Raw genomic sequence first — 19939 nt, 5'->3', positions numbered from 1 at the left:
GCCGGGTGAGGCGAGGACCGGAGGCGGGTTGTGGGGGGAGGCTCGGCCCGGTCGTCGGTCCGGTCGTCGGTCCGGTTGTACGGGGCGGTCGCGGTGGGCGGCTTCCGGCGGTACGCGACGTACCGGGCGGCGACGGCGGCCGGGGTGTTCACCAACACCGTCTTCGGCCTGATCCTCGTGTACACCTATCTGGCGCTGTGGAACGAGCGGCCGGACCTCGGGGGATACGGGCAGGCGCAGGCGGTCACGTACGTGTGGCTGGGGCAGGCGCTGTACGCGACGCTGGCCATTCAGGGCGGCGGCTTCGAGGTCGAGCTGATGGAGCGGATCCGTACGGGTGCCGTCGCGATCGATCTGTACCGGCCCGCCGACCTGCAGGGGTGGTGGCTGGCGCAGGATCTGGGCCGGTCGGTGTTCCAGCTGCTGGGGCGGGGCGTGATCCCCTTCCTGTTCGGGGTGACGGTCTTCCCGGTGGCGCTGCCGGACGATCCGCTGACCTGGGCCGCCTTCCTGACGACGGTGCTGCTCGCGATGGTGGTCAGCTACGCGATCCGCTACCTGGTGGCGCTGAGCGCGTTCTGGCTGATGGACGGTACGGGGGCGATGCAGATGCTGATGATCGTGGGGATGCTCTGCTCGGGCCTGGTGCTGCCGCTGAACGTGTTCCCGGGCGCGTTCGGCGAGGTCGTACGGATGCTGCCCTGGGCGGCGCTGCTCCAGGGGCCGGCCGACGTCCTGATGGGGGAGACGAGCGCGCTGCGGGTCTTCGCGCTCCAGGGCGCCTGGGCGGTGGCGCTGCTGGTGGCGGGACGGCTGCTGCAGTCGGCGGCGACGCGACGGGTGGTGGTCCAGGGTGGCTGAGGGCGGTGGGCGGCCCGGCGTGGCGGAGGCCGGCGGGCGGGTCGGTGGCCGGCCCGGCGAGGGGCCCGGCGAGGGGCCCGGTGAAGGGTCCGGCAGGAGCTCCGGCAGGAGGCCCGGCAGGAGGCCCGGAAGGAGGTCCGGGCTGGCGCAGGGGATGCGCGCGTACGGGCTGATCGCGGGGATGTGGATCCGCTCGACCATGGTGTACCGCACGTCGTTCGTACTGACGACCATCGGCGGGGTGGTGGTGACCGGCCTTGACTTCGTCGGCATCGCGCTGATGTTCTCGCACGTCGATGTGCTGGCCGGCCATGCCCTGGCCGAGGTGGCCTTCCTGTACGGCCTGTCCATCGTGTCGTTCGGCATCGCGGACCTGACGCTGGGCTCGATGGACCGGCTGGGACGCCGGGTGCGTGACGGCACGCTCGACACGCTGCTGGTGCGGCCGGTGCCGGTGCTCGCGCAGGTCGCCGCGGACCGCTTCGCCCTGCGCCGCGTCGGGCGCCTGCTGCAGGGGCTGCTGGTCCTCGGCTGGGCCGTCGCCTCGCTGGACATCGTCTGGACGGCGCCGAAGCTGCTGCTGATGCCGGTGACGGTGGTCAGCGGCGCGGCGATCTTCTGCGCGGTGTTCGTGGGGGGCGCGGCCTTCCAGTTCGTCGCGCAGGACGCGTCCGAGGTGCAGAACGCGTTCACCTACGGCGGTCAGACGATGCTGCAGTATCCGCCGGTGGTGTTCGCGCAGGAACTGGTGCGCGGCATGACGTTCGTGCTGCCGCTCGCCTTCGTCAACTGGGTGCCCGCGTCCTATGTGCTGGGGCGGCCGTATCCGCTGGACCTGCCGCAGTGGGCGGCGTTCATGGCGCCGCCGGTGGCGGCGGTGTGCTGCGTGCTGGCGGGGCTGGCGTGGCGGGCGGGGCTGCGTTCGTATCGGAGTACAGGGAGTTGACGGTGGGCGACGGCGGCGCGCGTGCGTATGGCGAGGGTGACGGCGGCGACGGCGGTGACGGGAGCCGCGACGATCGGGAGTTCATCCTTCTCGAGGGTGTCGAGAAGGTCTTCGACGTGCGGAAGAAGACCGGGTTCCTGAAGCGGGAGCGGCGGCGGGTGCGGGCCGTGGACTCGCTCTCGTTCTCCGTGGCACGCGGTGAGATGGTCGGCTACATCGGGCCGAACGGCGCGGGCAAGTCGACCACGATCAAGATGCTGACCGGGATCCTCACCCCGAGCGGTGGCCGGCTGCGGGTGGCCGGCATCGACCCCACCCGGGAGCGGATGCGGCTGGCGCACCGTATCGGGGTGGTGTTCGGGCAGCGGACGACGCTGTGGTGGGATCTGCCGCTGCTCGACTCGTACCGGCTGATGCACCGCATGTACCGGATTCCCGACGACCGTTATCGCGCGAACCTGGACCGGCTCGTCGAACTGCTCGACCTGGGCGATCTGCTGGACACGCCGGTACGGCAACTCTCCCTGGGACAGCGGATGCGCGGCGACATCGCGGCGGCGCTGCTGCACGACCCGGAGGTGCTGTACCTGGACGAGCCGACCATCGGTCTGGACGTCGTCTCGAAGACCAAGGTGCGGGACTTCCTGCGGGAGCTGAACACCGAGCGGGCCACGACGGTGCTGCTGACCACGCACGACCTGCAGGACATCGAGCAGTTGTGCTCGCGGGTGATGGTCATCGACCACGGCCGCCTGATGTACGACGGCCCGCTCGCCGGCCTGCACCGGGCGGGGGAGAGCGAACGCACGCTGGTGGTGGACCTGGAGCGGGAGATGCCGCCCATCGACGCGCCGGCGCCGGCGCGGGTGGTGCGGGTGGAGGGGCCGAGGCAGTGGCTGGCGTTCCCGGCGGCGGAGTCGGCCGCCCCGCTGGTGGCGCGGATCGCGGCGGAGTACCCGCTGGTGGACCTTTCGGTGCGGGAACCGGACATCGAGGCCGTGATCGCGAAGATGTACGCGGAGCGGGCGGGGCTCAGGGACGGGACGGGAAGGGAAGGACGGGAAGGACGGGAAGGACGGGCGGGGCGGGCGGTGTCGGCGAAGGAGAGGGGGTCCGCCGCCGGGGACGCCCCGGAGGGCCGGGACGAGGGCGTCGGGCGGGTGGTCTCGTAGCCCTCGGCCGGGGGACCTCGTAGGCTGCTGGGTATGACCGACGACGCAGTCCCGGACCTCCGCGCCTCCGATGCCGACCGCGAGCGCGTCGCCGCCGTTCTGCGGGACGCCGTCGCCGAGGGGCGCCTGGACATGGAGGAGTTCGAGGAGCGGCTGGACGCGACGTACAAGGCGCGGACCTACCGGGAACTCGAGCCGATCACCCGCGACCTGCCCGCCCCCGGCGTGTCCGTCCCCGTCGTCTCCCTGATGAAGTCCCCCGAACCGGGCGACGATTGGTCGAGCCGGGTGGGCGTCGGCGGTGACGCGCCGTCGACGTGGGCCGTCGCCGTGATGTCGGGGTTCCAGCGCAAGGGCCGGTGGACGGCGCCGCGGAAGTTCAACTGCTTCGCCTTCTGGGGCGGCGGCGAGATCGATCTGCGCGAGGCGGACTTCGCGGACCGCGAGATCGTGATCAACGCGGTCGCGATCATGGGCGGCATCGATGTCATCGTCCCGCAGGGTGTCGAGGTCGTCGTCCGCGGCATCGGCGTCATGGGCGGCTTCGACCACCGTGAGGAGGGCGTGCCGGGCGAGCCGGGCGCCCCCCGCGTCATCGTCTCGGGCTTCGCCTTCTGGGGCGGCGTCGGCGTCAAGCGCAAGCTGACCCGGGCGGAGAAGCAGCAGTTCCGGGAGGAGCGCCGCCGCGAGAAGCTGGAGCGCAGGGCGAACCGCCGCGGGGAAGGGGCGGGCGACGACGCGGACCACCATGAGCTGGGCTCCTCCTCGTCCGGCCAGGCCGCCCTCGGCCACGGCCACGGAGGCTTCGGTCACGGTTCCTTCGGCTTCGAGTCCTCGCACGGCCGACGGGCCGAGGAGCAGGGCGAACGCCGCCGCGACCGGGACCGCTGACCGGGACTGCTGAGCGGTCCCCGGCCGTCGCCGCAGGGAGTGGGGCCGGTCCGGCCGCTCCCTACAGCCGCGCCGGCGCCCCGCCCTTCAGGTCGTTCAGGTCGAAGATCTCGGCCATCCGCGTGTACCCCCGGTCGCTCGGGTGCAGATGGTCGCCCGAGTCGTAGAGGGGGCGCAGCCGGCGCGGATCGTAGGGGTCGCGCAGTGCCCGGTCGAAGTCGACGACGGCGTCGAAGACGCGCCCCGCGCGGATCTCCGCGTTGATCCGCTGCCGCACCGTCTCGCGCGCGTCGGTGTGTCCGCGGTGGCCGCCGAACGGCATCAGGGTCGCGCCGACGACCTTCAGCCCGCGGGTGTGGGCCCGGTCGACGAGGGTCTTCAGGCCGCCGACGATCGCGTCGGGGTCGGCGAGGTCCGGGTCGCGCAGGATGTCGTTGATGCCGAGGTCGACGACGAGGACCTTGACGTTCGTGCGGCCGAGGACGTCACGGTCGAAGCGCTTCAGGGCGCTGGGGTTCTCCGCGGGGCGGCCGAGGCCGTCGGCGAGGACCCGGTTACCGCTGATGCCGCCGTTGACGACGCTGTAGCGCGGCACGTCCCGTCCTGCCGCGGCCGCTTCGCGCAGCCGGTCGGACAGGACGTCCGGCCAGCGGTTGTTGGCGCCGACGGTAGAGGTGCTGCCGTCGGTGAGCGAGTCGCCGAGGGCGACGACGGTGCCCCCGGAGTCCCTGCTCAGCACGTCCAGCCCGGTCAGGTAGCGCCAGAAGGCGCTCTCCTCGGTGTACACGGCGCCGGTCGTGTCCTCGGTGTGCTCGCCGACGGCGGCGTACGAGGTCTGGCGTGCGTGCGTGTGGCGGGTGACCGGTCCGGAGCCGGTGGGGGAGTACGTGGTGACCAGCACGTCTCCGTCGTGCGGGACGGCGATGCGTACGGCGTCGCTCGTCACCTGGCCCCCGGCAGGGATGACGACGCCGGTCCGCCCCCGGAAGGTGACCTGCCGCATGGTGCCGGAGAGTGCCGCCGCGCCGTCCCGGCCCGCGGACAGGGCGATCGAGGCGTGGCTGATGGTGAGCGGGGACTGGCCGTAGAGGTTGGAGAGGGTGATCCGGGCGGCGGTGCCGCCGACGCTGGTGTGCACGACGTTGCGCAGCGAGCGGTTCGCGAGGCCGGTCATCTCGGTGCCGGGCTCGCCGCCGACCGGGGAGGCCGCCCAGGAGGAGACCCAGGTGCCGGTGGAGGCCGGTGCGGCCGGGTTCCGGTGTCCGCCGCGGCCGTCGGCGAGGGTGTCGCGGTCTCTGGTGCCGTCGCCGTACAGGTCGGACGACACGCCGACGTATATGGTCGCGGACACCGCCACGACCGCGGCGATCACCGCGGCGAGCAGGGCGCGGTACTTCGCGGGGGGCGCTCCCGCGCCCCCGTCACGTCCCCCGGTCATGCTGTTCTGTTCTCCTCGGACGGTCGGAGTCCGAGACTCCGTACGGATGAGCCCATGATGCGGCATGGACGGACGGCGGCCCGACGGGACCCCGCGGGGGATCCCGTTGCGACCCCACTGCGCCCCCGCTGGGATCCCATGGACAGCCGGTCGGCTTCGCCCTGACTTTCCTCTGACTTCTCCCTGAGGTCCACCCTGGCCTCACGCCGCGGGTTGCCCTGATTTCCCCCTGATTTCCCCCGGTCTCGTCCCGCTTTCCTCCCGCTCTCCAGGCGAAATCCCCCTCCAGGTCCTTTGCCGGGGCGCTCGTCGGGCAGCCGTCGGGCCGTCCATGGGACAGGCGCCGGGAACTCCTGTTCCGTTCCGGGAGTCGGACGGGAAGGGACAATGTGTGAGGGATCACCGAACGGGCGGAGCGGATGGAGCGGGGCGGAACGGATGAACGGATCGGGCGGATGAGCGAGGCGGACACCGCGAACACCGCGAACACCGCGAACACGGAGGGCACCGGCACCACGGGGGCCGGGGGCGGTGGAGGCCCGCGCACGCAGGCCCGCGCCGGTGGCGCCACCCACCGCACGATGACGACGTTCAGTCCGGCGGACGAGGAGAAGCGGCGCGGAGTGCGCCAGATGAAGCTCATCGCCACCGGGCTGCTGCTGTTCGTCGCCGTGGTGTACGTCCTCGCCGAGTGGGCGTCCCACTCGGGCGCCGGAGCCTGGGCGGGCTACGTCGCCGCGGCGGCGGAGGCGGGCATGGTCGGCGCGCTCGCCGACTGGTTCGCCGTGACCGCCCTGTTCCGCCACCCACTGGGCCTGCGCATCCCGCACACCGCGATCATCCCCACCAAGAAGGACCAGCTCGGCGTCTCCCTGGGCGAATTCGTCGGCGAGAACTTCCTCTCCGAGGACGTCGTCCGCGGGCGGCTGCGCTCCGTCGGCATCGGCAGCCGGCTCGGCGCCTGGCTGGCGGTGCCCGAGCACGCCGACCGGGTCACCGCCGAGTTGTCGGCCGCCCTGCGCGGCGCGCTGACCGTCCTGCGCGACTCCGACGTCCAGGCGGTGGTCGGCGAGGCGATCACCCGCCGCGCGGACGCCCAGGAGATCGCGCCCGGTATGGGCAAGCTGCTGGAGAGGATCGTCGCCGACGGCGGCCACAAGAAGGCCGTCGACGTCGTCCTCACCCGTGCCCACGACTGGCTCGTGACGCACGGCGACTCCGTGATGGACGCCGTGCAGGGCGGCGCCCCCGGCTGGACCCCGCGGTTCGTGGACCGCAAGATCGGCGACCGCGTCTACAAGGAGCTGCTGCGCTTCGTCACCGAGATGCGCGACATGCCCGCCCACCCCGCGCGCGGCGCCCTCGACCGCTTCCTCACCGACTTCGCCTCCGACCTCCAGTCCGACACCGAGACCCGCGCCCGGATCGAACGCCTCAAGGGCGAGATCCTCGACCGTGACGAGGTCCAGGACCTGATCGCCTCCGTCTGGACGGCCGTGCGGTCCATGATCGTCTCCGCGGCGGAGGACGAGCGCAGCGAGCTGCGGCTGCGCGTCCGCGCCTCGCTGCTGTCGCTGGGCGCGCGCATGTCGGCCGACGCCAGGCTGCAGGGCAAGGTCGACGGCTGGCTGGAGAGCGCCGCGGTGTACGTCGTCACCACCTACCGGGGGGAGATCACCTCCCTGATCACGGACACCGTGGCGGGCTGGGACGCCGAGCACACGACGAAGAAGATCGAGGCCAACATCGGCCGCGACCTCCAGTTCATCCGCATCAACGGCACGGTCGTCGGCTCTCTCGCCGGGCTGCTGATCTACACGGTCGCCCGCATGCTGGGGGCGTAGGGCCCCCTCCGGCGGGCCCGGCGGCCTCCCGGCACGGCGGGCGTGTTCCTCCCGGCCCAGGGCACAAGGGAGGCATTCGCCCGAGGGAGCTCGAGGGAGCTCGACGGAGAGGGAGCCATGACAGGGGAATCGTCGTCGGCCTCGGTGCCCGCCTCCACCGGAGCCGTCACCACGGCCGTCCCGGCCCGTCTGGACCGGCTGCCCTGGTCGCGGTGGCACTGGATGATCGTGATCGGCCTGGGCACCGTCTGGATCCTGGACGGACTGGAAGTCACGATCGTCGGCAACGTCGCCGGCCGCATCGCCGAGGAAGGCAGCGGCCTGGACATCACCTCCGCCCAGATCACCGGTCTCGCCGCCGCCCTGTACGTGGCGGGCGCGTGCTCCGGGGCCCTGTTCTTCGGCTGGCTGACCGACCGCTACGGCCGCCGGAAGCTGTTCATGGCGACGCTGATCGTCTATCTGGCGGCGACCGCGCTGACCGCCCTCTCCTTCGAGACCTGGTGGTTCTTCCTCTTCCGGTTCCTCACCGGCTTCGGCATCGGCGGCGAGTACGCGGCCATCAACTCCGCGATCGACGAGCTGATCCCGTCCCACTACCGGGGCCGGGTCGACCTCATCATCAACGGCAGCTACTGGCTCGGCGCGATCGGCGGCGCCCTGCTGTCCATCGTGATGCTGGACACCGACATCTTCCCCAAGGACCTCGGCTGGCGGCTCAGCTTCGCCCTCGGCGTCGTCCTCGGCCTGGTCGTCCTCCTGGTCCGCCGGCACGTCCCGGAGAGCCCACGCTGGCAGTTCATCCACGGCCAGGGCGAGAAGGCCGACGCACTCGTGACGTCCGTCGAACGGGAGATCGAGGAGGAGAAGGGGGAACCGCTGCCGCCGCCCGCCGGCGAGATCACCATCCACCAGCGCAAGAGCATCGGCTTCGGCCTGATCGCCAAGACCGTCTTCGGCCGCTACCCGCGCCGCGCGGTCCTCGGCCTCTCCCTCTTCATCGGCCAGGCCTTCCTCTACAACGCCATCACCTTCGGCTTCGGCGCCATCCTCATCACCTTCTTCGACGTGCCGACCGGCAGCACCGGCTACTACTTCGCCGTCATCGCCGCGGGCAACTTCCTGGGCCCACTGCTCCTCGGCAAGCTCTTCGACACGGTCGGCCGCCGGATCATGATCTCGGGCACGTACCTGCTGTCGGGCATCCTGCTCTTCGGCACGGCCTGGCTCTTCGGCAACGGCTCGCTCACGGCCACGACCATGACCGCCTGCTGGTGCGTGGTGCTGTTCTTCGCGTCGGCGGGCGCCTCCAGCGCCTACCTGACCGTCTCCGAGATCTTCCCGATGGAGACCCGCGCCATGGCCATCGCCTTCTTCTACGCCATCGGCACCGCCGCCGGCGGTATCAGCGGCCCGCTGATCTTCGCCGACCTGACCGAGTCCGGCGTGGTCGGCGAGACGGCCCTGGCCTTCCGGATCGGCGCCGGGCTGATGTGCGCGGCCGGTCTGGTGGCGGCGTTCCTGGCGGTGAACGCGGAGCGCCGCTCGCTGGAGGACATCGCGGAGCCCCTGTCGACGGTTACGCCGGGGTCCCGGGGAACGCCGGACTCACCGGGTTCGCCGGCCTCCGGCACGAAGACCGCGTAGCGCCGGCTCGGTCCCCCTGCGAAGGCGAGGAGCCGCCCGCGACGACTCCGGGGCCCCTACGGGTGAGGGACGTGCTCCGGGACGGCGCCGCACCGAGGCACTCTTCCGGGTGAACGCATGCCGTCCGCGGCGGCTCGCGGAGCGGCTCCGGCGAAGGGGCGGAGACGCTCCCCCACGCATGGACGGGCCACCCGGGGGCAGCGGAGCGGCCCGGACGGCGCCGTGGCGGCCGCGCCGGACGCCGCGGCCGCGTCGCTACGCTCAGCACTGCTGAGGCCGACGCCCCCGATGCCCCCCCTGATGCCGCAGTGACGCGCGTGCCTGACCTGCTGTTATGTCGCTATGCCGTGATGCGGGCGGTGCGGAGGCCGGCTGTTCCACAGGGACATGACGACGAGGAGGGACACGCACATGGCGCAGGAACAAGGGGGCCGGGACCAGGAACAAGGGGCCGGGGCGCGGTTGGCGCGGTTGCTCCGACGCTGGTGGGAGGAGGCCGGCAGTGCGTCCGGCGGCACCCGGCCGACGCAGCAGGCGCTGGCCGCACGGCTGGGCGTCGACCAGACGACGCTCTCGCGCTACCTGAACCCGAAGCACACGTCGACCGCCCCTTTGCGGGTGGTGGAGGCCCTGCACGCCCAATTGCGCGCTCCGGCGGCGGAGCTGGACCGGGCACGGGCGCTGTGCCGGGCGGCGCTGCGGGAGAACAGCGGCCGACGGACCGTCGGCGGCGGAGGGGAACCCACCGCCGCGACCGACGTCACGGACGGATCCGGTGAGCCCGCCGGTCGCCGTGAGCCCGCCGGGTCCCGTGCGACCGCCGCCCCCGCCGGCCCCGCCGCCCCGCACGGACCGGCCGGGGGACACGGCAGCGGTGCCGGCCGGCCTCGCTTCCGGTGGCACCTGCACGTACTGGTGTGGGCCGCGGTGGTGGTGGCGTTCGCCGCCGGAGTGCTCGTGCACGAACGCTTCGCCGTCCAGGACCGCAAGGCCGCCACGGCCGACGGCGCCGCCGGTGGTGAGGGCGCCGTGGCCGCGAGTGAGGTGCCGCACCAGTGGCCGCTGCTGGTCATGGGCGAGCAGGACCAGTTCACCCGTGCCCGGGCCCTGCAGAACCTGCTGAACGCGCACGGCTACGAGGTGGGAGCGGACGGCTTCTTCGGGGAGGACACCCGGGACGCCGTCATGGCCTTCCAGCGGAAGAGAGGCCTGGCGCCCGACGGCAAGGTCGGCAAGCACACGTGGCCGGAGCTGGTGAAGGAGGTCAAACCCGGGTCCGGGACCTTCGAGGTCCGGGCCGCCCAGGAGCTCCTGAACAACGTGGGCCAGGGCGGCACGGTGGTGTCGGGAGAGTTCACCGCGGTGACCGCCGAGGACCTGAGGTTCTTCCAGAGCACGCGGGACCTGCCCGTGACCGGCAGGGTGGACGTGGACACCTGGCTGGCCCTGCTGGTGGCGCAGCTCCCACCCGCCGGAGCCCCGGCGTACCAGAGGCCGGAGAGCCCGCCGCCCTCCGGTTCCGCGCCCGCTTCCGCGTGAGGTCCCGTGAGGTCCGGGTGAGAAGGCCGGCACGCGCGCTGCCCGACCACCCCGCACCCCGGCCATGCGGCACATGCCGTGCAGCCCTCCTGCATCAGGGCATAACCACAGGTCAGGGCGTTGTGAGGCAGGGTGCATCGATGCGCCTCGGCAAGCGGTCGGAAACGGCTCCTCCCACCCGGTCCCGCCGGTGATGCTGGTTCTGCGACCGGCGCTCCCGGACGGCCCGCCCCCTCGGTGGGCGGCACGTCGAGGGCCTCGCTCCGGTCCGCTTCCCGTCAGCACTCCACCCGAAGGGGCCACCCATGTCCGCTGTCCGCAACACCATCGCCTCCCTCGTGTCCACCGTCGTCCTCGCCGGGGGACTGGCCGTCGGAGCCGCCGCCCCGGCGAACGCGGCCACCTGCCCGTCCTCCGCCTCCCCGGTGATCAGCGGGGCGAAGGCCCACTGGACCCTGAGCTGTTCGGGCGACGGCGTGAAGGTGTACGGCTGGCTCGAGGACACCCGTACGGACGGCAAGTGCGCCGTGGTCCGCATCAACGCCGGCAACGGCGACTACCGCACGAAGTCCGCCTGCAGCTCCGGCGTCCGGGAGCAGTTCACCTTCACCTTCGCCGGGACGGACTCCGCCCAGGTACGTCTGGCCATCGCCTGACCACGGCCCAGGGGGCGGGCGGCGACGCCCGCCCCCACTTCCGCACCTGCGGAAACGTGCTCATCCCGCCACTCTCTGTCGGAGTACGACCGCCGCCGACGAGGTGGTGTCCCACCTGGGTTCCGGACAGGCCTCAGCCGGTCCCGCCCTCCAGGACGCGGCGGGCCGCCTCGGCCTCCGCCGCCGCCGGGGACAGCTCGTCGAGGGAGTCGAGTTCGGTATCTTCCTCCAGCTCCCGTTCCCAGGCCGCCGCGAGCCGTTCCTGTTCCTCGCGCGGTTTGGCGCTGATGGCTTTCCGGTGGTCCGGGTCCAAAGCCGTCAGGAATCGTCCGACCGGGTCCGTGGACATGCCGTGCTCCTCGTCACTGGGAAGAAGGCCGCTCCCAGCACCAGCATGGCCAGCCGGGCCGAAGACGGCGACCCGAGACGGCCCGTGACCACCTCCACGGCCTCCGATCACCCGGAGGCCCCGGAGCGGCACGGTCCCGGAACGACAGGTCCTCGAGCATCGACTCGCGCGGGACGGCCGGTCGTCTCGTCCCACAGCGGCGCACGGCTCCGCCGCCGGTGGCAACGACCACGGGTCAACGACCACGGGCCGTCCCCGGCACGCACCTGCGCCGGCCCGTCGAGGCGCGCGCCGTGCCCGTGTCTCATCCGCGCCGGTCGGCCACCGCCCACGACGTCAGCGCCACGGCACCCGCCACACCGAACACGGCGGGCCAGGCGCCGACCTTCTTCGCCAGGGGATGCGACCCGGCGAACGCGGCGACGTACGCGACCGACAGCGCCCCGGCGGCCTTCCCGCCGGCCCGCTCCCGCCATTCCCGTGCCGCGGCGGCCCCCGCCACGGCGAGGATGACCCCGCCCAGCGGCCGCTTACGGGTCCAGCGGGCCACCCCGTACCCGCCGACGAGTCCACTCGCGGCCAGCACCGAGCCGGGAACCTTCGCCATGACCTGCGCCTCCTGCCACCACGCCCGCCCACTGCCGAGGCGGGATCTCACTTCCCCCGAGGCTAACCCCCGGAAGGACCCGTACCGGCACGGGCCCTTCCCGCACCGGCCTCCGGCACCGCGGCCCGCGTACGGCCTGCCCGGAGGGCGCATCCCCGCACGCCGAGGGCCGCCGCCCAGAACAGGAAGGGATACGCGGCGACCCGTTCCATGCCTCCCATGCCGAGACCGAGGTAGTGGCCGGACAGGAACAGCCCGAAGGCCAGGAGCGCGACGACCCCCAGCAGGCCGGTCACCCGGCGCAGCGGGCGCGGCACACGGTCCGCCAGGCCGAACCCCGCCAGGACGAGGCCTACGTTTCCCGACCCCATGATGAGCGCGGCGCCCACGACGTGCAGGCCCTTGTGGACGTCCGTGGGGGCCAGCCCGATCAGCACGAACCCCGCGCCGCCACTGACCAGCAGCATCCGGGCCGAGACGGCGACCCGCCCCCCGTGCCACAGAACGCCACCACCGGCCCCACCGGCCCCACCGGTCAGGACGAACCCGACGACGAGCAGGACGCCCAGCACGATGAACGACCCGTTCATCAGGCCGTGTTCGGGGGAGCAGATGTACCGCGACTCGGGCCAGGTCCGCAGGCCGCAGTGCACGTTGCCGAGGTCGCTGATGTTGTTCCGCGCCCAGCTGTACGCCGGCCGCGCCCAAGCCGACTCGACGATCCCCTGGACGGCGAAGAACTGCGCCACACCCACGATCCACGCGACGTACCCGATCCGCTCCTTCACCGGCCCACCCTCCGTCGCCTCCCACGTCCCGACCGGCGCTCGACGTCGTCCTCCCCCCTCCACCACGTGATCACGCCTGCCCTGCCCTGCCCCCAGGGATCAGAGGCTCGTGAGCAGGCCGTCGAGCGGGGCGGGCACACGATCGGGTTCGAGGGCCTCGACGAGGACGCGGCCGTACCGGATCTTGCGTCCCTTCTTCGTGCCGAGGAAGCGCCGCAACTGCTGCTGCGCGGTACGGCCCTGCTGCGCGGGCTGGCGCAGGAAGGTCTGCAGGGCGCGCAGGTCGCCCTCCGCCCGGACGAGCTCCTCCACCCGGGCCACGCCCAGCGCGCGGATCAGCTCGTCCTCCAGATCCGCCGCGCAGACGAAGAACCGCTGCACCTGCCCTGGCGCCTGCCCTGGCGTCTGCTCTTGTGCCTGCGCCGCACCGGCCGCCACCTCCTCCAAGGCGCGGGCGTAGAAGTCACGTTCCCTCACGTCGCACAGTCCCGTGAGGCGGAGGCCCAGGCCGGGGGGTGGCCCGAGGAGCCGGGCGAAGCGCCCGACGCTCATCGCACCGCCCATCGGCAGGACGCAGACCCCTTCCCCCTCCAGATCCCGCCCGCGACGCTCGGCCAGCGCGTCGACGGCCGCTGCGTCGCTCGGCCCTTCGAGCAGGACGACCGCCCGGACGGGCAGCCGCGCCGCCAGCTCGCGCGCGGGCTCATCTGGTCCACCGGCATCCCACGCGGTGACCGCTTCCTTGAACGCCCGCATGTCAGCCATGGGACGAGTCTGTCCCCTTCCCGGCCACCACGGCACGCAATTTCCGCACCGGTGCGTTGCCCGACGGTGAGCGCCTGGTCGTCGCCAGGGCCCGTCACAACTGGCCGCGTGGCACGGCTTGACCGGGCCGCCCAGAGGAGCGGCGGAGTACCGACGCGCCGCGTACCATCGTGGCCATCGGCAAGAGGTGTTGCGGTCGGTAAGGGGGAAGGCGCCGCTCGTGCCGGGTTTCCGTACCGGCGGCATGGTGCCGACGGTAGGCACACCTACCGCGCGGAACAGAAGTTCCGTTCGGTGGATCGTCCTTCCCCCCGCCTTCGTCACCGTCGGACCGGGCCTACCACCAGGTGTAGCTGCCGCTTCTGGCGTACCGAGGTGTTCCGTTGGCACCGTCCTGCACCCAGACCGTGTATGAGATCACGGCACCGCTTACGGGAGTCGGGTAGAAGTTCTGCGGAGAGCTGCACGACCCCCATCCTGCCGTGGTTTGGAGATTGAGAGTCTGTCCGGCGTACCTGACCGTCGCTTTGGCCCTCATTCCGTCAGAGGCGTCGTCACAGACATCCCATACGCCTCCCGCCGCGCGCTCCAAGTACAGCGTGGCCGAGCCGTTCGTCGTGCTCGCGCACACGTCGTAGCCGCATGCGGAGGTCTGGGTGCCGGCCGCATGGACCTGCGTGGTTGAAAGGCCCAGGGCCAGTGCCGCTCCGGCGGCTGTGATGATCAGTCGGGATCTCATGAGTTGTCTCCTTGGATGTGGGAAGTGCTGAGGCAGGTGCGCATAGCTCACGAATTCCTCGCTGGGCGATCGAATGGGGAGCTTCTGGCACGGTGATCGGCCTGTCACGATCTGGACTGGCGGCCGATTCGCGGGTCCCAGGCAGCCTCCGGCTCTCTGTGGCCGCGGCCTAGCCCGTCGAGCACAGAGACTGCCGAGCGAACTGGGACGGGTCAATGACAGCAGGCTGTCCCGGACAGATCGCTGGTGTCCGGGCTGGTCAGACCCGTGTCCGGGCCTTGTCCGGCAGGGAAGCTCTCTTCTTGAGTCGTTCTCGACCGTGGGCAGAACCGACCTGTGCCGTGAAGTTTCCCCCTCCCTTCGGTCCACCGGTCTACGACACGGACCCTCAGGCGAAGACGCCCCTGGCCGTCGTGTAGGCGCAGATCCGGAGGCGGACGTCGCGGACGAGACCGAGATCGACGGTCGCCGTCCGGCCCGACTTGGCGACGGTGGTCCAGCCCTGCGTGTACCAGCCGCTCGCCGACGAGTACTTCTTGTACGAGATCTGCAGCCGCGCCCCCTGCCCGTCGCCGTCGCACTCGTCGTACGCCGACAGTTGGTACCCGGCGTTGCAGGTCGGGTAACCGGCCTGCGAACCGGTCTGTTCGTAGCCGTACAGCCCATGGGCGTACTGGCAGTAACTCGGGTCCGTGCTGTAGCCGGACACCTCCCATAACGGGACTGCCTGAGCGGGCACGGTGCTGACCGCGACGCCCATGCCGATGGCAGGGCCACGGTCGCGAGTCGGGCTGTGAACCTTGAGGACTTCGTCATCTGCTCTCCCTGCCACGTCGTTCGGGTGGGTCTGCCGAGGCCGGTCCACCCCCGTGGGTCCGGCCTGCGGCGACGCCAACCGAGCCTGGGCCGCTGGATCTTGTCTGACAACGGTGTGCGCTGTCCGGGACAAGGGCCGGGCTGTCCGGGCTGGTCAGAGGGTGTCCGGAATGGCAGAGATGGAGCGTCCGACCTGGCCGGGACGGGGATTGCCGGGTGTGAGACGCGTGACGACAATGACGGAATGGCGATCTTAGGTGGCTTGGAGCCCGGTGAGCCGCGGACTCCGGCCGAGTACGTCGGACTGCTGCGGCGGCTCAAGGAGCACAGCGGGCTGACCTACCGGCAGTTGGAGGAGCAGGCCGCCGAACGCGGCGACGTGCTCGCGCGCAGCACCCTCGCGGACGTCCTGCGCAGGGACGCACTGCCGCGGGCCGAGGTCGTCGCGGCGCTGGTACGGGCCTGCGACCCCGAGGAGGACGTGGCCGAGTGGCTCGCCGCCCGGCAACGGGTCGCGGAGCACGAGCGCCTCGCGGACGCGGAGAGGCCGGAAGCCTCCGGGGCCGGCCACGCGCCGGAGTCCGATCGCGTCCTGGACGCCGATCGTGTCCCGGGGACGGGCCGTGCCCCGGAGGGCGAGGCCGCCGAGAACGAGACCGTCGAGGGCCAGGCCGCCGGTGGCGGTCGTACGCGTACCGCCCCGCTCGCCCCGCTCGTCGCGCTGGCCTCGCTCGGTACGGTCGTCCTGCTCGTCATCGCCGCGGTGGTTCTGCTGCCGGACGGCGAACGGACGGGGGACTCCAAGGGCGGTGGCTCGGAAGCCTCCATGAGTCCGGCGGCCACCCCCGTGGCGGCCGGGCCGACTCCCGGGTGGTCGCGGGTACGGCCGGTCGGGGCGCCGACGTTGTGCCTGACCGACGGGGAGGCCCGGGTGGACGGCGACACCAAGACGGTCGCGGTACAGCGGCCCTGCACGGAGGCGGTGCCGCCGCGCACGTATCTCCAACGGGAGTCCGACGGCCTGTACATCATCAAGTGGGACCACCCGGACCACGGCCCCGGCTGCCTCACCGTCCTCGACGGAGGACCGTTCCACGGGATGCTCGAACCCTGGCCCTGGAAGGCCTGCCAGGGCGGCAGCACCGCCCAGCGGTTCCGCATCGAGCCCGCCCCCGGCGGCGGCTCGGACCACTGGCGGTTCAGGCCGGCCCAGGACGCGGAACCCCTGTGCGTCGGCATCCGCGAGAGCGCCGAGGACCCCGACGGCTCCCAGGGTTCCGACAAGGCGGGCGCGGTGGCCGTGGCCCAGCGGTGCACCGTGCAGGACGCCAACGGCCAGGTGTTCATCATCGAGCCGGAGTGACACGCCGGCGCCGGGCGCGTGCCCACCACCGCACCCGGCCCCACCCCTCGTCGTCCGGAAATCCGACCCGCCCATGAGGTGCCACCCGTATATCACCGGCTTCCCGGGGTCCTCCCGCCGGCGTACGAGCGTGAGACGTGCAGTCGAAAGGGGTGCCAGAAGCCACCTTCTGTGCCTTCGGGCGCCCCTCCTGCAAACACTCCCTCATCAAGGGGACCCACGCCAGGCCTGCACCTCGGGTGTGCGGGCGAGGCCGTCACCGGAGTGACGACAAGCCGCCGTGCCGCCTGCCTGCGCGTCCGGCCCACTCCGGAGTCGGGGGGCTCCGGGCGTCATCAAGCCCTGACGGGTCCTCCCGTGCCTGGAACGACCCGCCAGTTGCTCCCGTAGGAAGTGCAGTAGGCGTACGACCAGCGGTTGTCGTTCGTCTGGACCCCCCTAGCGAGCTTCGTGCTCTTGCCGTTCGTGCAGGTGACCTTCGCGTAGTAGGCGAAGGTCACGTCACAGCGAACCCCGTACGTCCTGCCGTCCACATCCCACGCCTCACCGTTGGTGCACCACGAAGGAAGGGCCAGCGCGCCTTGCGGTGCTGCCTCGACGGCCTGTGCGGAAACGGCTACGGCACCGAGAGCGAGGACAGCTCCCCCGAGTCCGACACCAAGAGCGGAACGAATACGCACGATGTACTCCTTCTCGGCTGCTTACGGATTCAGCTGGGGCGTCCCCAGCTGACGGCCTCAAGAATGGCAAGGACGAAGAAGGAGGAAAGCGGAGAAAGCTGTCCCGGACAGGGCATGGACTGTCCGGCCTGGCCAGGGCTCTGTCCGAGAAGTGTCCGGGACAGGTCTGCCGCAGTGAATGCCGGATCCACTGCGGCGGAGCCCCTTCGGTGATCACCGCGACGCGCGGCGGGCCGCCCCGGCCGTCGGGGCGAGGTGTACGCATGTACTGCGGCGGCATCGGAAGGGTGGGGCGGGCATGACGATCGGAGCAGTGACCGAACTCGGGGCCGAGTGCGCGCTTCGGCCGCCACGCGCCCGGGCCGTGGTGCCGCTGTCCGCCCCACTGCCGCCGCACCCACACGTTGACGGTGAGAACCTCCTCGTCCCCCCTCGCGCCACCTCGGCGAACCGGGCAACTCCGCCGACTGCGGCGCGACGGGCCCGAAAACCGTGCAGTCCCGCGGTCCGCTCCAGCCGGGAACGGGCCGAGGCTCACGGAAACGGCGGGCGCCGAAGGGCGCGGCGGCGTACGGCACGCCGAGGACGGCCACCACACCGTCGACTGGCCGCTGGCCGCGCACCGGGCCGTTCGCCGTCCGGAACTCCGACCCCGCCCACGATGTGTCACTCATGCGCCACCAGCCTTCCACGGCATCCTGCGGCTTCACGAGCGGCTTGTCGGTCCCGAACCGTGGCCGCTTTCCGATGCCGGATGCGGAGAGAACCACCAGGCCGCCTCATGCGACCCCCACCACCGAACCCGGAGCGGTCCACGGCCGTGAGCAACGCAGAGTCGCCACCGCGCTAATCCCCACCATCCTCACCCGAGGGTACGGCCCTGCGGGAGCCGTGGCTCTACCTGGGAGGATTGCGGGTCAGGGACCCCACGAACGCGCTCCACGCACCAGCCCGCACACGAACCACCGGACCTTCCGCCCGCTTCGAGTCACGTATGAGCGTGCCGTCGGCGGAGTACGCGCATTCCACGCACTCCCCGCCCGCGCCGTTGCTGTACGACGACCTGAACCATGCCGAAGCCGGTCCGGTCCGATCCGCGGTGCTCACTTCGCGTACTCCTTCACCACTGACTTGATGAGTTGGGCGGAGCGCTGAGGACTCAGGGCCGCGGCGCGCAGACCATCGAAGGCCTTGGTGTACTCGCGGACGTGATGCTCACCCTCCAGGTAGACAGCGTCTGTGATGCCGTCCCGATACACCAGGTCCGGGTCCTCAGGGGCGGGGAAACCGAGCATGGTGAAGGAGCCGGTGGCCGGGTACGTGCCCGCGTCGAAGGGGAGCACCTGCAGGGTCACGTTCGGCAACGCGGCTGAGTCAAGGACTCGTTCGAGCTGCTCCCGCATCAAGGCGCGGTCGCCGATGACGTTGCGCACCGCACCCTCGTTCACGACGAACCAGGCATCGGGGGCGTCGGGGCGTGTCAGCATCTCCTGGCGCTCCAGCCGTACCCGAACTGCCCGGTCGATGTCCTCCGGCGAGAGGTGCGCGCCCGTGGTGTGCAACTCGCGGGCATACGCCGCAGTCTGCATCAGACCGGGCAGCAACTCGCACTGGTACTGGCGAAGCACGGAGGCATCCTGCTCCAGGCCGATGTAGATGTTGAACCACTCGGGCACACCGGCACCGTGCACCTGCCACCAGCCGCGGGTCTTCGCCTCGCGGGCCAGCGACTTGAGGAACTCGCGCAGTTCATCGCTCGTGTCGTAGAACCGGCAGAGCGCGTCGATGTCCGAGGGCTGGACCCTGCCGCTGCCCGTTTCCATACGGTTGACCTTGGAGCCGCTCCAGTCCAGTGCCTGTCCGACCTGGGCACAGGTCAGCGTGCTCTTCTCCCGGAGCTTCTTCAGCTCGATCGACAGACGCCGACGGCGTGCCGTCGGTGAACCGGCCATCTCGTTCTCCTCAACCGCATGGTGCGTAACGAGGGTTCAGTCTCGTGCCAAGAGGGCTGCTTGCCAATCACTCAGAAGTGGGGATCCCGCTGTGCACATTGCACGAAGGGATGCGCCGGCCCCATTCTGGGCGACGGAGCGACACGCAGAGTGAGTGATCGTGACGCTCCGATGGTGCATCGCGACGAGCAGGGAGAACTCCGGTGGGAGAGAGCCTCGTGATCCAGGAGATCCGTACGGCACGAAAGCAGTGGGATGTGGAGTTCACCTCCCGCCCCGAGGAGGTGGCCACGCTGCGCCGCGTCGTGGCGCTCCGACTGGAGGCCTGGGGCCTGCCCGAACTCGTCGAAACGGCCCGCCTCTGTGTCAGCGAACTCGTCTCCAACGTCCTCACGCACATCGGCATCGGTACGCCTGGCCTGCTCGTGCTCTCCGTGAACGGTGCGGATCTGCGCATCGAGGTTCACGACCCGGACACCCGGGCCCTGCCCGCCGTCGTCCTCGCGGACGCCGACGCCGAAGGCGGTCGCGGCATGACGCTGGTCGATGCCCTCGCGGACCGTTGGGGCGTTCAGCTCCACGAGGACCACAAGGTGACGTGGTGCGAGTTGGCCACAGGGTCCGCACCGCCTGACGGTTCCTCGGTGCATCCGTCGGTGATGCGCGCCGAGGCGCTGTTGGACATGTACGCGACCTTGCGATCCCCGAAGTGCTCCTACGAACCCGGGCCCGGGAGAGTGGGCCGGATGGTGGCGGAGGAGTCCGCGATCGACGTCATCACGGACTTCCTCCGTTGGCTCCAGGCCCGCGGTGGTGACGTGGACGAGGTACTCGACCACGCGCAGAGCCGCATCGAGGCCGCTCCGTCGGCACGCAAACGGTGAGG

Annotated in this window: 18 protein-coding genes and 1 pseudogene; 10 read left to right on the top strand and 9 right to left on the bottom strand. The window is 71.5% G+C overall.

Going from position 1 to position 19939, the window contains the following annotated elements:
• Positions 1-75 precede the first annotated feature (75 nt).
• The 4 genes from OHB56_RS16600 to OHB56_RS16585 all read left to right on the top strand — a co-directional run bounded on the left by OHB56_RS16600 (position 76) and on the right by OHB56_RS16585 (position 3870).
• Complete coding sequence (locus tag OHB56_RS16600) at positions 76-861, top strand: ABC-2 family transporter protein (protein ID WP_326757012.1); 786 nt, start codon at positions 76-78, stop codon at positions 859-861.
• 154 nt (positions 862-1015) lie between these two features.
• Positions 1016-1807 carry an ABC transporter permease gene (locus OHB56_RS16595; RefSeq protein ID WP_055597120.1) on the top strand — a complete coding sequence of 264 codons (792 nt, stop codon included), beginning with the start codon at positions 1016-1018 and terminating at the stop codon, positions 1805-1807.
• Between the two features lie 83 nt (positions 1808-1890).
• The gene (locus OHB56_RS16590) at positions 1891-2979 is read left to right on the top strand and encodes an ATP-binding cassette domain-containing protein (RefSeq protein ID WP_406359104.1); all 1089 of its coding nucleotides are present in this window, start codon (positions 1891-1893) and stop codon (positions 2977-2979) included.
• Between the two features lie 33 nt (positions 2980-3012).
• On the top strand, positions 3013-3870 hold the full coding sequence (locus tag OHB56_RS16585) for a DUF1707 domain-containing protein (RefSeq protein WP_406354129.1): 858 nt from the start codon (positions 3013-3015) through the stop codon (positions 3868-3870).
• A gap of 61 nt (positions 3871-3931) precedes the next feature.
• Here the strand turns inward: OHB56_RS16585 and OHB56_RS16580 are convergent, their stop codons facing one another.
• Positions 3932-5308 carry an SGNH/GDSL hydrolase family protein gene (locus OHB56_RS16580; protein ID WP_406354127.1) on the bottom strand — a complete coding sequence of 459 codons (1377 nt, stop codon included), beginning with the start codon at positions 5306-5308 and terminating at the stop codon, positions 3932-3934.
• A 455-nt stretch (positions 5309-5763) separates the two neighbouring features.
• Between OHB56_RS16580 and OHB56_RS16575 the strand changes: the two genes are divergently transcribed.
• From OHB56_RS16575 to OHB56_RS16560, 4 genes are all read left to right on the top strand, one after another.
• On the top strand, positions 5764-7152 hold the full coding sequence (locus OHB56_RS16575; protein WP_406354126.1) for a DUF445 domain-containing protein: 1389 nt from the start codon (positions 5764-5766) through the stop codon (positions 7150-7152).
• 117 nt (positions 7153-7269) lie between these two features.
• The gene (locus tag OHB56_RS16570; protein WP_406354124.1) at positions 7270-8799 is read left to right on the top strand and encodes an MFS transporter; all 1530 of its coding nucleotides are present in this window, start codon (positions 7270-7272) and stop codon (positions 8797-8799) included.
• A gap of 411 nt (positions 8800-9210) precedes the next feature.
• Positions 9211-10338: a peptidoglycan-binding protein gene (locus tag OHB56_RS16565; RefSeq protein ID WP_326752965.1), complete on the top strand. Its 1128-nt coding sequence runs from the start codon at positions 9211-9213 to the stop codon at positions 10336-10338.
• 305 nt (positions 10339-10643) lie between these two features.
• Positions 10644-10994 (top strand): hypothetical protein, encoded by a 351-nt coding sequence (locus tag OHB56_RS16560; RefSeq protein ID WP_326752964.1) that lies wholly within the window; start codon positions 10644-10646, stop codon positions 10992-10994.
• A gap of 133 nt (positions 10995-11127) precedes the next feature.
• Here OHB56_RS16560 and OHB56_RS16555 read toward each other — a convergent pair whose 3' ends face one another.
• From OHB56_RS16555 to OHB56_RS16535, 5 genes are all read right to left on the bottom strand, one after another.
• Entirely contained in the window at positions 11128-11343 is a 216-nt protein-coding gene (locus OHB56_RS16555) for a hypothetical protein (RefSeq protein WP_326752963.1), read from the bottom strand.
• Positions 11344-11647: 304 nt separating this feature from the next.
• Positions 11648-11950, bottom strand: a complete 303-nt coding sequence (locus tag OHB56_RS16550) for a hypothetical protein (protein ID WP_406354121.1) — start codon at positions 11948-11950, stop codon at positions 11648-11650.
• A gap of 62 nt (positions 11951-12012) precedes the next feature.
• Positions 12013-12738 carry a DUF998 domain-containing protein gene (locus OHB56_RS16545; RefSeq protein ID WP_406354120.1) on the bottom strand — a complete coding sequence of 242 codons (726 nt, stop codon included), beginning with the start codon at positions 12736-12738 and terminating at the stop codon, positions 12013-12015.
• A 99-nt stretch (positions 12739-12837) separates the two neighbouring features.
• Positions 12838-13503, bottom strand: coding sequence for a TOPRIM nucleotidyl transferase/hydrolase domain-containing protein (locus OHB56_RS16540; protein WP_406354118.1), 666 nt, complete (start codon positions 13501-13503; stop codon positions 12838-12840).
• 1127 nt (positions 13504-14630) lie between these two features.
• A complete protein-coding gene (locus tag OHB56_RS16535; protein WP_406354116.1) occupies positions 14631-14981 on the bottom strand; it encodes a hypothetical protein in 351 nt (116 codons plus the stop codon).
• 321 nt (positions 14982-15302) lie between these two features.
• On the opposite strand from OHB56_RS16535, the gene OHB56_RS16530 reads away from it, so the two are divergent.
• Complete coding sequence (locus OHB56_RS16530) at positions 15303-16421, top strand: XRE family transcriptional regulator (protein ID WP_406354115.1); 1119 nt, start codon at positions 15303-15305, stop codon at positions 16419-16421.
• Positions 16422-17498: 1077 nt separating this feature from the next.
• Here OHB56_RS16530 and OHB56_RS16525 read toward each other — a convergent pair.
• The 3 genes and pseudogenes from OHB56_RS16525 to OHB56_RS16515 all read right to left on the bottom strand — a co-directional run.
• Positions 17499-17775: pseudogene (locus OHB56_RS16525) on the bottom strand (carboxylesterase family protein); the annotation flags it as partial.
• 223 nt (positions 17776-17998) lie between these two features.
• The gene (locus OHB56_RS16520; protein WP_406354114.1) at positions 17999-18208 is read right to left on the bottom strand and encodes a DUF397 domain-containing protein; all 210 of its coding nucleotides are present in this window, start codon (positions 18206-18208) and stop codon (positions 17999-18001) included.
• A complete protein-coding gene (locus OHB56_RS16515) occupies positions 18205-19053 on the bottom strand; it encodes a helix-turn-helix domain-containing protein (RefSeq protein ID WP_406354112.1) in 849 nt (282 codons plus the stop codon). Before OHB56_RS16515 ends, OHB56_RS16520 begins: the two co-directional genes overlap by 4 nt.
• A 203-nt stretch (positions 19054-19256) precedes the next feature.
• Here OHB56_RS16515 and OHB56_RS16510 point away from each other — a divergent pair, with 203 nt between their 5' ends.
• Complete coding sequence (locus OHB56_RS16510) at positions 19257-19937, top strand: ATP-binding protein (protein WP_406354111.1); 681 nt, start codon at positions 19257-19259, stop codon at positions 19935-19937.
• Positions 19938-19939 lie beyond the last annotated feature (2 nt).

It is taken from the genome of Streptomyces sp. NBC_01635 (assembly GCF_045209715.1).
GTDB classification, from domain to species: Bacteria; Actinomycetota; Actinomycetes; order Streptomycetales; family Streptomycetaceae; genus Streptomyces; species Streptomyces hirsutus.
Note: the sequence above shows the minus strand (reverse complement) of the source record. Positions and strands in the feature narration are given on the sequence as shown.